Origin of the sequence: Psychrobacter sp. AH5 (assembly GCF_040371085.1) — a bacterium.
Taxonomy (GTDB): Bacteria; Pseudomonadota; Gammaproteobacteria; order Pseudomonadales; family Moraxellaceae; genus Psychrobacter.
Genome location: NZ_JAMBMT010000001.1, coordinates 2,850,607 through 2,864,848, shown reverse-complemented (window position 1 = coordinate 2,864,848; position 14,242 = coordinate 2,850,607). Strand labels below are relative to the sequence as shown.

At 45.2% G+C, this 14,242-nt stretch carries 12 protein-coding genes and 1 riboswitch; of the genes, 6 read left to right on the top strand and 6 right to left on the bottom strand.

Annotated elements, in window-relative coordinates; genetic code table 11:
• The first annotated feature begins 54 nt into the window (after nt 1-54).
• The 3 genes from argH to thiC all read left to right on the top strand — a co-directional run bounded on the left by argH (nt 55) and on the right by thiC (nt 4,199).
• Nucleotides 55-1,428, top strand: a complete 1,374-nt coding sequence (argH, locus tag M0N77_RS12215; RefSeq protein WP_371834232.1) for an argininosuccinate lyase — start codon at nt 55-57, stop codon at nt 1,426-1,428.
• 38 nt (nt 1,429-1,466) lie between these two features.
• Nucleotides 1,467-1,757, top strand: a complete 291-nt coding sequence (locus M0N77_RS12210) for an oxidative damage protection protein (protein WP_353105442.1) — start codon at nt 1,467-1,469, stop codon at nt 1,755-1,757.
• 100 nt (nt 1,758-1,857) lie between these two features.
• A riboswitch (TPP riboswitch) is annotated at nt 1,858-1,973 on the top strand.
• A 237-nt stretch (nt 1,974-2,210) separates the two neighbouring features.
• Nucleotides 2,211-4,199 carry a phosphomethylpyrimidine synthase ThiC gene (gene thiC, locus M0N77_RS12205; protein ID WP_353105441.1) on the top strand — a complete coding sequence of 663 codons (1,989 nt, stop codon included), beginning with the start codon at nt 2,211-2,213 and terminating at the stop codon, nt 4,197-4,199.
• Between the two features lie 96 nt (nt 4,200-4,295).
• Here thiC and M0N77_RS12200 read toward each other — a convergent pair whose 3' ends face one another.
• Both M0N77_RS12200 and M0N77_RS12195 read right to left on the bottom strand, forming a co-directional pair.
• A complete protein-coding gene (locus tag M0N77_RS12200; protein ID WP_353105440.1) occupies nt 4,296-5,186 on the bottom strand; it encodes a fructose bisphosphate aldolase in 891 nt (296 codons plus the stop codon).
• A 221-nt stretch (nt 5,187-5,407) separates the two neighbouring features.
• Complete coding sequence (locus tag M0N77_RS12195) at nt 5,408-6,307, bottom strand: EamA/RhaT family transporter (RefSeq protein ID WP_353105439.1); 900 nt, start codon at nt 6,305-6,307, stop codon at nt 5,408-5,410.
• Nucleotides 6,308-6,605: 298 nt separating this feature from the next.
• Here M0N77_RS12195 and M0N77_RS12190 point away from each other — a divergent pair, with 298 nt between their 5' ends.
• The 3 genes from M0N77_RS12190 to M0N77_RS12180 all read left to right on the top strand — a co-directional run bounded on the left by M0N77_RS12190 (nt 6,606) and on the right by M0N77_RS12180 (nt 10,135).
• Nucleotides 6,606-8,519, top strand: coding sequence for an ABC transporter ATP-binding protein (locus tag M0N77_RS12190; RefSeq protein ID WP_353105438.1), 1,914 nt, complete (start codon nt 6,606-6,608; stop codon nt 8,517-8,519).
• 68 nt (nt 8,520-8,587) lie between these two features.
• On the top strand, nt 8,588-9,487 hold the full coding sequence (locus M0N77_RS12185; protein ID WP_353105437.1) for an alpha/beta hydrolase: 900 nt from the start codon (nt 8,588-8,590) through the stop codon (nt 9,485-9,487).
• A gap of 12 nt (nt 9,488-9,499) precedes the next feature.
• Entirely contained in the window at nt 9,500-10,135 is a 636-nt protein-coding gene (locus M0N77_RS12180) for an alpha-ketoglutarate-dependent dioxygenase AlkB (RefSeq protein ID WP_353105436.1), read from the top strand.
• A 43-nt stretch (nt 10,136-10,178) separates the two neighbouring features.
• Here M0N77_RS12180 and M0N77_RS12175 read toward each other — a convergent pair whose 3' ends face one another.
• The 4 genes from M0N77_RS12175 to M0N77_RS12160 all read right to left on the bottom strand — a co-directional run bounded on the left by M0N77_RS12175 (nt 10,179) and on the right by M0N77_RS12160 (nt 14,075).
• Nucleotides 10,179-11,033, bottom strand: a complete 855-nt coding sequence (locus M0N77_RS12175; protein ID WP_353105435.1) for an EcsC family protein — start codon at nt 11,031-11,033, stop codon at nt 10,179-10,181.
• A 306-nt stretch (nt 11,034-11,339) separates the two neighbouring features.
• On the bottom strand, nt 11,340-12,329 hold the full coding sequence (locus M0N77_RS12170; protein WP_353105434.1) for an NADP-dependent oxidoreductase: 990 nt from the start codon (nt 12,327-12,329) through the stop codon (nt 11,340-11,342).
• Nucleotides 12,330-12,425: 96 nt separating this feature from the next.
• Nucleotides 12,426-13,181, bottom strand: a complete 756-nt coding sequence (locus M0N77_RS12165; protein WP_353105433.1) for an endonuclease/exonuclease/phosphatase family protein — start codon at nt 13,179-13,181, stop codon at nt 12,426-12,428.
• A gap of 81 nt (nt 13,182-13,262) precedes the next feature.
• Nucleotides 13,263-14,075, bottom strand: coding sequence for a glutathione S-transferase N-terminal domain-containing protein (locus tag M0N77_RS12160; protein WP_353105432.1), 813 nt, complete (start codon nt 14,073-14,075; stop codon nt 13,263-13,265).
• Nucleotides 14,076-14,242: the final 167 nt, after the last annotated feature.

The following is a 14,242-nucleotide window of genomic DNA, read 5'->3' as shown; positions in this document are numbered from 1 at the left end:
TCTAGCACAAATGTGAGCGAGCAAAGCTCTACTAATAGCAGTCCCGCTCAGCAGATGTGGGGCGGCAGATTTAGTGAAGCTACCGATAACTTTGTCGCCGCTTTTACCGCCTCCGTTGGTTTTGATCAGCGCTTTGCTCGCCACGATATTGAGGGCTCGATTGCTCATGCTACCATGCTTGGCCGCTGTAATATTTTGACTCAAGATGAGGTGGCGACGATCATTGAGGGCCTCCAGCAAGTGTTAAGCGAGATTGAAGCCGGGGAGTTTAACTGGTCAATCGCTCTTGAAGATGTGCATATGAATGTCGAGTCGCGCCTGACCGATATCATCGGCGCGGTTGGTAAAAAGCTGCATACTGGTCGTAGCCGTAACGATCAAGTCGCTACCGACATCCGTCTATGGCTACGCGAAGAGACTGACAATATCATTGAGCTGTTGGTGCGTCTGCAAAGCGGATTACTTAATCTAGCTGAGCAGCATACTGATACGATTATGCCAGGTTTCACTCACCTGCAGACCGCGCAGCCAGTGAGCTTTGGTCATCACGTGATGGCTTGGTTTGAAATGCTCTACCGCGATACCGAGCGCTTAGTTGACGCCCGTCGCCGTATCAATCAGCTGCCACTTGGTAGCGCTGCTCTGGCTGGCACCACCTTCCCCATCGATCGGACTATCACCGCCGAATTGTTGGGGTTTGAGGGTATTTGCCAAAACTCATTGGATGCGGTATCTGATCGTGATTTCGCTATTGAGTTTACCTCATCAGCGTCCATCCTTATGATGCATCTATCACGCATGAGCGAGGAGATTATCCTATGGATGTCAGCGCAGTTTAACTTTGTACAAATCCCTGATCGTTTCTGCACGGGCTCATCCATTATGCCGCAAAAGAAAAACCCGGATGTACCAGAGCTGGTACGCGGTAAAACAGCGCGCGTTTATGGACAACTCATGACCTTGCTTAGCCTCATGAAAAACCAGCCACTGGCCTATAACAAAGACAACCAAGAAGACAAAGAGCCGCTATTTGATTGCGTTGATACTTTGACCGGCTCGCTACTTGCCTTCGCCGATATGCTACCTAATATTATCCCAAATAAAGACGCTATGCGCGAGGCGACGATGAAAGGCTATGCCACTGCCACCGACTTAGCCGATTATCTAGTGCGTCATGGCGTGGCGTTCCGTGATGCTCATGAAGTGGTCGGTAATGCGGTGGCTTTAGGGATTAAAGAGGGCGTGGATTTGAGTGATTTGTCGCTAGCGCAGTTGCAACAATTCAGCGATGCTATCGGCGATGATGTCTTTGACTATCTAACGCTAGAGGGCTCGCTTGCTGCGCGTGATCATCTTGGCGGCACTGCGCCCAATCAAGTCAAACAAGCTGTCGTTAATGGTCGTGCTCGTCTAAAAGCATTTGCTTAATTCATCAATACTAATTCATCAATACTAGGGAGCACTTTATGACTGAGACTTTTAATCCAAAAGCCAATACTGTTTTTTGCCGTAAATATAAGCAAGAGCTGCCAAAAATGCCGCATCCACCTTTTCCTAATAAAAAAGGGCAAGAGCTACAAGACACCGTCTCTGACAAAGCTTGGCAAGAGTGGCTTGAGCAGCAAACCATGCTGATTAACGAGAACCATTTAAGTATGCTCGACCCTGAGGCAAAGAAATTCTTAACTGAGCAGCGTGAGAAGTTTTTGGATAATGAAGACTACGAGCGCGCGCAAGGGTGGACGCCTGAGAAGTAGAGCAAATTTTGAATTTGGCGCTAAGTAAATGGTACAAATAGCTACTTATCCTCATAAAAGTTTGCTAGTATCAAGCTTGCTAGTATAAAACAAGACAACACTGACAGACTCGGGGTGCGGTGTCTTTGGCTCAAACAAGCCGATACATTCGCTGAGAGATCACCCGTTGAACCTGATGCGGTTAGTACCGACGCAGGGAAGTCTTAAGCAAAACCTTTATCTATAAAAGATGTGCAGAAATGCCTTTTTTTTATGCTGACTATAGAGCTATAAGCTTCGCTATAAAAACAGCTATAATTAAAAGCAGCATCTATTTATTGATTATAAGCGCTTCACTACTAGCTTTTAGTAGGCAAAGCGCTTTATCTCAATGAAGTTTATAGCTAAGTCTTTGCTACCTCCGCAGCTTCTGGCGGTGTTGATTTTATCAAACCAACACCCAAGGATAAGTCCATGAGCACTGCCACCGTAGTACCAAAAACCACTACCAAGCCGTCCGACAAAAAAGCTGACGCGCTAAAGACCCCAGCCCACCGCACTCAACAAGACGATCGCTTTGAAGAAGATGCGCGCGACTTACACCGTATCTTGCCTGCTTCCAAAAAAGTCTATATCCAAGGCTCAAGAGCTGACATTCAAGTACCGATGCGCGAAATCAGCCTTGATCCTACCCCTATTCAAGGCGTGCCCGAGAGCGATTGGGAGCACAATCCACCGTTTTATGTTTATGATACCTCTGGGGTCTATACCGACCCTAATGTCGATATCGACTTAACCCGTGGTTTGCCAAAGCTACGTGAAAACTGGATCAATGAGCGCGGAGATACCGAGCAATTAGATAGTCTATCTAGCTCATACGGTCAAGCGCGTGCCCGCGATATCAGTACCGCCAATCTCAGATTTGCCCATATCGATAAGCCGCGCCGCGCCAAAACCGTCAATGGTAAAGCGGGCAATGTCACGCAGATGCACTACGCGCGCCGCGGTATTATTACCCCTGAGATGGAATATATTGCCATTCGTGAGACGCAAAAGCAGCACGAGCTGACCGACACACGCCAGCACGATGGCGAGAGCTTTGGCGCTAATACACCGAAGATTATTACCCCTGAATTTGTGCGCTCTGAGGTCGCCGCTGGTCGCGCTATTATCCCAAGCAATATCAACCACCCTGAGTCTGAGCCGATGATTATCGGCCGCAACTTCCTCGTGAAAATCAATGCCAATATCGGTAACTCAGCGCTTGGCTCCTCGATTGATGAGGAAGTGTCAAAGATGACTTGGGCGACGCGCTGGGGCGCAGATACTATTATGGATCTATCCACGGGCAATCATATCCACGAGACCCGTGAATGGCTGATTCGTAACTCTCCTGTGCCCATCGGTACGGTGCCCATTTATCAAGCGTTAGAAAAAGTCGATGGCGTGGCAGAAGATCTCACTTGGGAGATCTTTCGCGATACGCTGATTGAGCAAGCGGAGCAAGGCGTCGATTACTTCACTATTCACGCAGGCGTACTACTACGTTATGTCCCTCTAACCGCCAAGCGCTTAACCGGTATCGTCTCCCGTGGTGGCTCTATTATGGCGCAGTGGTGCCTTGCTCATCATAAAGAGAGCTTTTTATACACGCATTTTGAAGAGATTTGCGAGATTATGAAGCAGTATGATGTGGCCTTTAGCTTAGGTGATGGCTTGCGTCCTGGCTGCTTGCAAGACGCTAATGATGAGGCGCAATTTGGCGAGCTGCGTACCTTGGGTGAGCTCACCCAAATCGCTTGGCAGCATGATGTACAGGTGATGATCGAGGGGCCAGGACATGTAGCCATGAACCGTATTAAGGAAAACATGGACTTGCAGCTTGAGCTCTGTAACGACGCGCCATTTTATACTTTAGGGCCACTGACGACCGATATCGCCCCTGGTTATGATCATATTACCAGTGCTATCGGTGCGGCGATGATTGGCTGGTTTGGCACCGCGATGCTCTGCTATGTCACGCCAAAAGAGCATTTAGGGCTGCCTAATAAAAAGGATGTCAAAGACGGCATTATCACTTACAAGATTGCCGCCCACGCCGCTGATCTGGCCAAAGGTCATCCGGGCGCGCAAGCCCGTGACAATGCCTTGTCCAAAGCGCGCTTTGAGTTTCGCTGGGATGATCAGTTCAATCTAGCGCTCGATCCGGATACCGCGCGCGAATATCATGACGAAACTTTGCCCAAAGACGCGCATAAGTCTGCGCACTTTTGCTCAATGTGTGGGCCGAAGTTCTGCTCGATGAAAATCACTCAAAACGTGCGCGAATATACTAAAGGCTTGGATGCAAGAGAAGCTAAGAGCTTGACTGATAGTATAACTGAGTCAGACATTGAGCAAGGTATGAAAGAGATGACGGAGAAATATCACCGCGAGGGTCGTCATCTGTATAAAGAGGTATAACGTTTGATTTGACTGGCTAATAGACCAAAAAGCTCGCCGCAAATCAAATTAGCGGCGAGCTTTTATAATATCTGTCAAAGAGTAAAAAAGGTCGAATTAAACCTTTGACGCCTCATAAATCTCTTCAATCGAGGTATTAATGGTATCAGCGAACTCTTTATCGCTTTGCTGCTTGCTCAGTCCTTCAGTAAAAGCACGCGAGAAGCTAGCAATCATCCCCGGGTTTTGTTTAAGTTTCTCGCAAGCCTTATGACGACTATAGCCACCAGACAAAGCCACCACCTTTAGCACCTTAGGATGATCGATAAGCTGTTGGTAAAAGCCGCTTTCTTCTGGCAAGGTCAGCTTGAGCATCACTTGATGACCTTCATCTAGATACTCTAAATGGCGCAGGATATCGGCCTTTAGCAGCAGCTCGCAATCATGTTTCTCAGCGCTATCGATATTGACCTCCGGCTCAACGATAGGCATCAAACCTTTAGAGAGGATCTGCTTGGCAACGTCGAATTGTTGTTGCACGACTAGCTCAATGCCATCGACATTTGGCTCATAAATAACCGAGCGCATCTTAGTGCCGAATACCGGATAGTTCTTGGCTTTATCGAGTAATAAGTCTAGATTTGGTATCGGACGCATCACTTGCACGCCGCTCATCTGCTCCGCTAAACCTTTATCAACCTTCAAAAAAGGCACAATGTTTTTATCTTCCCACAGATAGTTAGCGGTTGGTTTGCCATTGACCTCACGCTCCATGGTATCTTCGAATAAAATAGCGCCTAATACACGCTTATCATCGAAGCAGTCACAAGTCATAATACGCGCGCGCATCTCGTGTACCAGATCGAACATCTCTTCATCATTATTATAATCAGCGTCCGTGACGCCATAATTCTCTAGAGCCTTTGGCGTACTGCCACCGCTTTGATCTAAAGCGGCGATAAAGCCTGAGCCGTTTTTTATTTGCTCTAATTGTTTTTGATAGTCCATTGCAAGGGCATCCTATTGTTTTAATAAAATTATGCGAATTAAGGGGTAAAATCAGTTAATTGGCTTGTTAGTCGCTCATTATCAGTCATCAAAAATAGCGGTTAGATAATAAGCCAAAGCGGTTGCAAATTACCTTAGCATAGCACAAGCGATGTGCCTATTATTGCAATGTAAAACCACTACCAAAACAGCGCTAATAACCTATAGGCTTTTAATAAAAATCAGGCCAAAAACAGCACGGCTACGCAGCTAATAGCTAAGACTATCCCTAGCATATTAATACGATTTAAGTGCTCTTTAAACACCCCAACCCCTATCAACGTCGCCACCGTAATAACCCCAACATTCATGCCAGTGAAAACAATGCTTGGCGACTCCGATAACACTTGATGCGCGCGTACATAGGCATAAATGTTACCCATATTTAGCGCTCCAAGCAACAGCCCGGCTATTAAGGCATTACCCTGCCAGCGTACTCGAGTCATTAGCAAGTAGATGAATAGTAACAATCCTGCTAAGCCAAAACTGACAAATAGCGTCAAAGGAAAAGCCGCGCCTTGCTTAGCTACTTGTTTAAATAGAATATCGATAATACCGTAGCCTGCCCATACGCCAAATAGCCATAGCGGGGTTTTGAATAAGGTTTTCGGATGGTTATTAGTAGTAATCAAAGTAGCGTTAGAATCTTGATTTGCGCTAATAGTTGCCAGCTGCTGGGGACGATAAACTAGTGCCGCTAACGCCAAAAACCCAAGCGCTAAACCGAAGATACGTGTACCCGTTAGCACTTCACCGAATAATAAAAAGGCGGCGATAATCGGAATGATCAGTGATAAGCGCTGGGCGGCATCAGTTGCTACCATACCGACTGCAGCGATGGCTTGGCCTAAAATGACAAACACCAACGGTAATAAAACCCCAAGAGCAATGATAATCGCCCATGCACCGCCTAAGCTATCGATAGCACTGATATCCGGCTGTAATAAAAAATAAGTGAGTAAAAAAGCGACTGGGTAGCCTGCAACAATCGTTTGCCGAATATCGATATTTTTTTGCCGTAGCACCTTTAATAGTACTGAAACGGCGACACTACATAGCACAGCTATCGTTAAATAAATCATTAAACCTACCTTTTAATTTTTATTATTAAGCCACTGGCTTTGCTATGGCTTGGAATTTTAAAATAACCAGTAAATGTAACAATATATTTCTCAACTAGCAATCGCTATTTTTGACTAAGCTTAACGTATAGTAATAGCGTTATTTCCTGCGATAAGCCATCAGGTTCAAATTACAATTAGGCAGCAGGAGATAGAGATAAGTTTTGTTAAAATAAGGCTCATTTTATTCATATCCTCACAGCGTAAGCTAAAAACTTATTATTGTTTTACTGCGTTGCCTTTATTATTGTTATTACTTATGAACGCTCTGTTTCGCTTTTTTGAAAACCGCCTATCCGCCTTTCCTGAGACACCTATGCCACTGCCCTCACCTCGTGATGGGCTAATGAGATTTTTGTGGGCGTGTAGCAAAGGTCTACGCGGCTGGCTGCTGCTATTTATGTTTTTGTCAGCGGGTATCGGCGTTTATGAGGCGATGCTATTTGCTTGGATTGGTAATATCGTTGATTGGCTCGGTATCTACACCCCGCAAACATTGTGGAGCGAAAAAGGCGATGTGCTGCTGCTAATGCTGGCGGTGCTAATTATTAGCCCTTTCTGGATCGCGTTATCGTCCTTTATTCATTTTCAAACGCTGCAAGGGGTGTTTCCCATGCAGATGCGCTGGCGTTTTCATCAGCGGATGCTGGGTCAGTCCATGCAGTTTTATCAAGATGAATTTTCAGGACGCGTCTCTGCCAAAGTGATGCAAACCGCGCTTGCGGTGCGCGATACTATCTTAACCGTCACGGATATGTTCACTTACGTGGCGGTGTATTTTTTAACCACTGGTATTATCTTATTTAATTTAGATAGCTTACTGCTGATCCCTTTTGCCATTTGGCTGGTGCTAGTGGCCGTGACTATTCGCTATTTTATTCCTCGCCTTAAACGTACCGCTATCGTGCAAGCGGATGCTCGCGCTTTGATGGTTGGGCGCATCACTGATGCTTATGCCAATATTATGACGGTCAAATTATTTAGCCATTCTCGCCGAGAGCTGGGCTATGCCAAAAACGCTATGGGACAGTTTTTGGGTACCGTACACGCGCAGATGCGCTGGGTCAGCTATCTTGAAGTCTCAACACATCTCATCAGCGTGATTTTAGTCAGCAGTACCGCAGGTATTGGCTTGTATCTCTGGCAGCAAGGCGCGGTTGGGGTTGGCGCTATTGCCGCTGCGACCGCTATGGCGCTGCGTCTCAATGGCCTGACGCGCTGGATTATGTGGCAAACCGCTAGCTTATTTGAGAGTATCGGTACGGTGCAAGACGGTATGCGCACCTTATCCGCGCCGCAAACCATCGTAGATGTGCCAAACGCCCCGGATCTCAAAGTCACAGACGGCCATATCGTTTTTGATCATGTCGACTTTAGCTATGAGGGTGAAGAAGAAAATATTGAAGGCGAGCGTATTGATGAAGTTGATACGGCAGCCACAGCTTTGACTAAGACTGAGATCAAGCTGCTAGATAATTTTTATTTGGATATCAAAGCTGGCGAAAAAATTGGCTTAGTCGGGCGCTCAGGCGCTGGTAAATCGACGCTAGTTAATCTGCTATTGCGCTTCTTTGATGTTGATAAAGGTCAAATCTGTATTGACGGTCAAGCGATTGATCAAGTCACGCAAGAATCTTTGCGTCAGCAGATTGGGATGGTCACCCAAGATACCTCACTGCTCCATCGTACCGTACGCGAAAACATCGCTTATGGCCGTCCTGATGCTACCGATGAGGAGATCATTACCGCCGCTAAGCAAGCGCAGGCCTGGGACTTTATCAAAGACTTGTACGACGATAAAGGTAATACCGGGCTTGATACCCAAGTCGGTGAGCGCGGGGTCAAGCTCTCTGGCGGACAGCGTCAACGTATTGCTATCTCACGCGTCATGCTCAAAAACGCCCCTATTCTACTGTTAGATGAAGCAACCAGTGCGCTAGATTCTGAGATTGAGTTTGCTATTACCGAGAGCTTGAATGATATTATGCAGGGCAAAACCGTTATCGCTATCGCTCATCGTCTCTCAACTATCGCCGCGCTAGATAGACTGGTAGTGATGGATCAGGGCCATATCATTGAGCAAGGCAGCCACGAAGAGTTATTAGAGCTTGACGGCGTGTATGCAGGACTTTGGCAACGGCAAAGTGGTGGGTTTTTGGGTGAAGAGAGCTAGTTTTAGCCAGCATTACTATTCATTAACTAAGACTATTAATAAAATATATGCAAGGAACTCTGCTCGTCATGGAAGAATTTGCCAAAAGTATTACCCTTGATAACAAGCGAGCGCGCTATTACGATTTGAGCTCATTAAATAAGCCAAATATGAATAAAGCTAAGCGAGTCGCGCACTTTTATGGTGGTAATGGCTTTACCGTTGGCAACTACTTACCTTTGATAGGTGAGCTTGCTAAGGGTTTTGAGATGCACGCCTTAGCGATGCGCGGTTATTGGTTTGATAAGCCCAAAGAGCGCGTACTGACTCGCGAAAAAGACGCTGATATGCTGATTGAGTTTTTGGAGAAGACTCAAGACAAAGCTATCGTTGCTATTGGTCATTCACAAGGCGCGACTGCCACTGCAATGGCAGCGGCTAAGCGGCCCGAGCTATTTGCAGAATTATATCTGATTGAACCGGTTACTTTTACCAAGGCTCAATCTACTTTATATAATCTACTGCCTCGCGCTTTTTTGCAGACTCAGGAGCCTTTTAAAAGCACTTTAGCTAAGCAAAAAACTTGGCCCAGTATTGAGGCTTATTATGAGCACCTGCGTAGCAAAAATGCCTACCGCCGTATCAGCGATGAGCACTTACAACTCTTTGTAGAGCAGAGCCTAGTCGCTAATTCTAATAGTAATGGTGATGGTAGCTATGAGCTGTTATTTGCGCCCAAATACGAGCTGGCCAGCTATTTTGGCACGCCTTATATCGATCCTGCGCTAAAGCAATTACAGCACTCTAAAGTGCCGTATACTTTAATTACTGGTAAGCCGACTATTTTTATTAATGATAAAGTGCGTAAACAATGGCAAACGTTTGTGCCTAACGATCGTCTTATAACGCTGCCCGACTACGGACATTTGTTACCGATAGAAGCGCCTAAAATATGCGCTGATATTATTTTGCAGCACATGAAACAATAAAGCCTATAGCTTATGACTGATTTATTTGCGCCTACTCCTAATGATAACCTGTTACCTTTTGACGGTCAGGTTAATGAATTGGGCATTGTCATTGAAGATAGTCGTGAGCTGTATCAGACGCTACTAAGTGAGTTACCTTGGCAAGCGGATGTGGTGACCTTATTTGGCAAAACTCATATTACCACGCGGCAGATTGTATGGATGGGCGATGATTGTATAAATTATCGTTACTCTGGTCACTTGCGTCAAACCCTACCTTGGTCAGACACAGTGTTTCACGTGAAACAGCTCGTTGAGCAGCAGCTAGCTGATATCGGCATTGAGGTGGAGTTTAATAGCTGCTTGCTAAACTATTATCCCACAGGTAGCGATGGCATGGGCTATCATGCGGATGATGAAAAGGAGCTTGGCCATCAGCCGATTATTGCCGCGCTATCGCTAGGAGCTACGCGCAAATTCGTTTTTAAACACAAAACCATTAGATATCAAGATAAGCCTGTCAAAGTTGAGCGTTATCTAGAATCGGGCCAACTTATCGTTATGCATGGCGAGACCCAAACTTATTGGAAACATGCTATTACCAAGACCAAAACCGTCAATGAGGGACGGATTAGCCTTACCTTTCGGCGTATGCGTAATGATAACTGAGCTTAGTTTCTGACAACCTTATTAGTAATTTATCTCAGTCGATTCAGCTATTTTGACGATCTAAAAAGCGCTGACGATAACACTGATAAGCCGCCTCGCATACGCTTGAGGTATAGTTAGCATTGACGCCGCCAGCAACTACTGCCCCTACCGCTGGAATAATTTGTGCCGCTTTGGTCTTGACTAAATTGCTAGCGACTTTGGTAGCGGTCTGCCTTAATACGCGAGACATCAGCTCTTCATTGATTTGATTAAAGGTCATAGTCTCAGGATCCTTAATTAGCGCAAACGTCTCTGCTATTGCCGCTTGACGCTCATCGCTTGAAGTGGAGGTCGCTATACCCAGTAACGACAGGGCAAAAAGTTGCTCGCCCTCTGTACTCATATCAAAACCATAGTAACTAGCATACTCACTAATAGCGCGTAGATTGGCAGTAATTAGTCCGACAACATCAGCAGGAATACCAGCCCAGCCCGCTATGCCAGTAGTGACCCCTTGCGCGCTGGTTAGTGCTACATATTTGCTTTTGAGTAATTTAACCTGTTCATCAACGATAGCGATAGGGAGCTGCTCGATATCTGCTAATTTTTTTACTGATGACTTAGTAACCTCATCATTTTGATAAGCTTCAATAACGTCTTGAGTATCTAAGCTCCAATTAGCGGCATCGCTCAAAGTGATTATCGTTTTTTGGGTAGCTTGTTTTAGCGTATCGCCAAACTGCGGCGCATTCATTAAGGCCTCGCCAGCTTTTTCTATCGGGGCCGTGAGTACCGCTAAAGTTTTATTCAGCAAATTGCTATTCGGATTTTTCCAGTCTTCAATCTCTTTACGCACTTGAGCTGCATAAGTTTCATTGTCTACTGAGTTCTTGCTAGTGTCGTTGTTAATATCCATATTTATATCTCCAATATCTTATAAATAAAACCGTTACGCCGATAGCAACATGTTCCTATTGCCAGCTGTTTTGGAAATTGTGACGCCGCTATTTTGCGATAAGGTAACGATTCTAAAGTAAATGAGCTATCTTCTTGCTACCTATAAAACTATAACAGCCTACCAAAAGATTATTTGTAAGGAAACTTGAGAGCAGGTAGAGCTTTGGTAAGCAGATTATAAGCCTGAGACAAAAAACCAGATAAAGATTATCTTTATCTGGCCTTTTACAATACGGTAAATAAGCTTGATGATAAGGGTTTAAATTCAGACTTCTAAGACAATTTTACCGAAAGTATCGCCTTTTTGTAGCTCGGTATGAGCAGCAACTACCTCAGATAATGGATAGCTTTTTTGAATATGTAGCTTAAGTTTACCCTCAGCGATTTGCTCCAATACTTGCGCCATATCCTCACCATTAGGCTTGACGGCATAGCCTTCAATAGTCAATTTGTCACTACCAGCGGCTTTGAGCTTATCTACCCAAATTGAGGGCAGTACATAGACTCGGCCATCGGCTTTGAGAGTACTCAGCGCCTTTACTCCAGCGTCATCACCGACTAAATCTAGTAACACATCGGCTTGCAAGTCCGGGAACCTCTCATCTTTAGTGTAGTCAATCCAGCCACTCAGCTTGTCTTTGTCTATGAGCTGCTCAAGCTTGGCATATTTATCTGGCGAACAAATCACTGTGACTTTGACATTATCCTGCGCTACTTTGTCCATTAGTAATTGAATGACCAGCTGACCTACGCCGCCTGCGGGTGCGTTCATCACTACATGCTCGCCGGATTTTATATCAGCAAACTGTACAAACTGTAGCGCCGTCTGCCCCACACACGGCGATGCTCCCGCTTGCTCTAAGCTGACATTACTAGGTACTTTGGCCAGTAGTTTGGCATCGACAGCGACGTGCTGGGCATAGCAGTCACCATCGAAGCTAAGAGCCGCAACCTTATCGCCTACACTAAAATCAGCACTATCAGTCTTGATCACCTCTCCTGCGACATCAAACCCTAAGATAGCAGGCTCACCCTTATCAAATTTGTCTTTACGAATAGCATCAGCGCCCCAACCTTTACCTTGACGAGTCTTATAGTCGACCGGATTGATACCGGCATAAGCGACTTTAATCAAGACTTGTTCGGCCTTTAGCTCAGGAATTGCTACTCCGCTTTGGTAATGCATAAGCTCAGGCGCGCCAAATTCATGGATAATGACGGCGTTTTGACTAGTGGCTAATGGTTGATTAGACATCTGTTTCTTCCTTGTCGTTTTCATTTATATTAATTGTTTTCATACATAATAAATGGCTGCTGCTTTATTTTTAATAGTTATTAGGCAGATAAAGCTTTAGGGCAAACTAAACCTAGCACTAATAGGCAGATGATCAGACAAAGTTGACCATGGTTTGCCCGTATGCACCCAAGCCTCTTTGACTTTGAGATTACGGACATAAATTCTATCTAGGCTCAGCACTGGCATTTTTGCCGGAAAAGTCGGCGACAGTTTACCGTGACAGCGGCGAAAGGCTTCTACCATTCCTAGATCAGAGGCTAATTTATCACAAGACATTCGCTTCCAGTCATTGAAGTCGCCGGCCAAGATAAGCGGTTGATCATCAGCGATCTCATTACGCATATAGTTGCTGATGGCTTCGTACTGTTTGATCCGATCACGCTCAAAAAGATTAAGATGAGCGCATAAGATAACCACTGGCGTCTCCCAACCGATAGGCTGGACTTCACAATGTAGTACTCCACGCTGCTCCAGCTTATTAACAGTGATATTGACATTGTGTTTGGGATCCAAGGGAAAACGGCTTAGCACCGCATTACCATGATGGCCGTTTTCGTACTCTGAATTTTTGCCATAGCTGTTTTGTAGTTGCAAATACTCACCGAACCACTCATGCTGTGATTGATCCGGGTACTCGTTATATTGCATATTACGCTTTAGGTTTTGACCTTGCACTTCTTGCAAGCACAGCACATCAGAGCCGATAGCGTCCAATGCTTGGGCGATACCTTGCATTTTCACTTGTCGATTTAAGGGCGACATGCCTTTGTGAATGTTATAGCTGGTCAGGATAAAAGATTCTGTGGTCATAGAGTTGGTATTCTTGCTCTGTTAAAAGGGCGATATAATGTTAGGACATTCGCTTAGTTGTGATAAATGAGCTTAAGCAAATTAGCCATAAGTCTGATTTAGATAAGCAATGATGTCTTTGGATTCATAAAGCTGCGTATCGGTATTAGGATCAAGCAAAAACGGAAATTGTAATTTTTCGCTCATAACCCCCTTCATTAGGCGCTCACGTTTACCACCTTTGATAGGCTGATAATCACCAATATTGAGGCGAAAACCAAAACCGCCAATGTCTTGGATTTGTTCGCGCGCTACGCTGTGATTGACATAACCGACTTCAAGCTCGCTCAACCTTTCACGTACTAAGCGGCAAAAAGGACTGGCCTCAAAACCATAAAGATGCAAAGGCTGCTCAGGCTTACCACGCGCCTCATTCATCTTGGGATGATCGGCTTTGACGCCACGCATCATTGAGGCCACACTAGCTAGTTTATTACTAATCGAAGCATTATCTCCATCGCTTTCTTTTTGAAACTTGCTTGGTGTTGAGCCTTTTTTGGAATAATGGGCAAAAAGATAATCGATGATCGCTTGTGAGTCCAGAATCTGATCACCCGTATTTTCATCAATCAAAAAAGGTACCTGCGCTTTGCCAGCCAGCTGCTTTAATTCATCACGGTACACATGACCTTTATGCGGGCTAGGACGGCTTTCAAAGTCCAAATTCAGCTGCGTCATCGCCTCACGTACTCGGCGCGAATAAGGGCACGCTTCATGCTCATAGAGGATCAATGATTTTTTAGGCTGCAGTGGCGTTGGTGTACCCATATTACCGCGGCCTGCTCGCAGCAGCATAGAAGTTGCCGCTTGCAGACTCTTTATTTTATAGCCAAAGTCATTGTTTGAATTAAACATTATTAAGCGCCTTATCGATATAAAATTAATTGTTTTAGTTATCCAATATCTTAACTATAAAACTCATCAAGCTTTTCAAAAAAAGAGCACTGATCCGTAGCGAATCAATGCTCCTTTTAAGCTCGTTTTAACTCATCGAATAGTCATAATTACCACTAAAGTAGCTG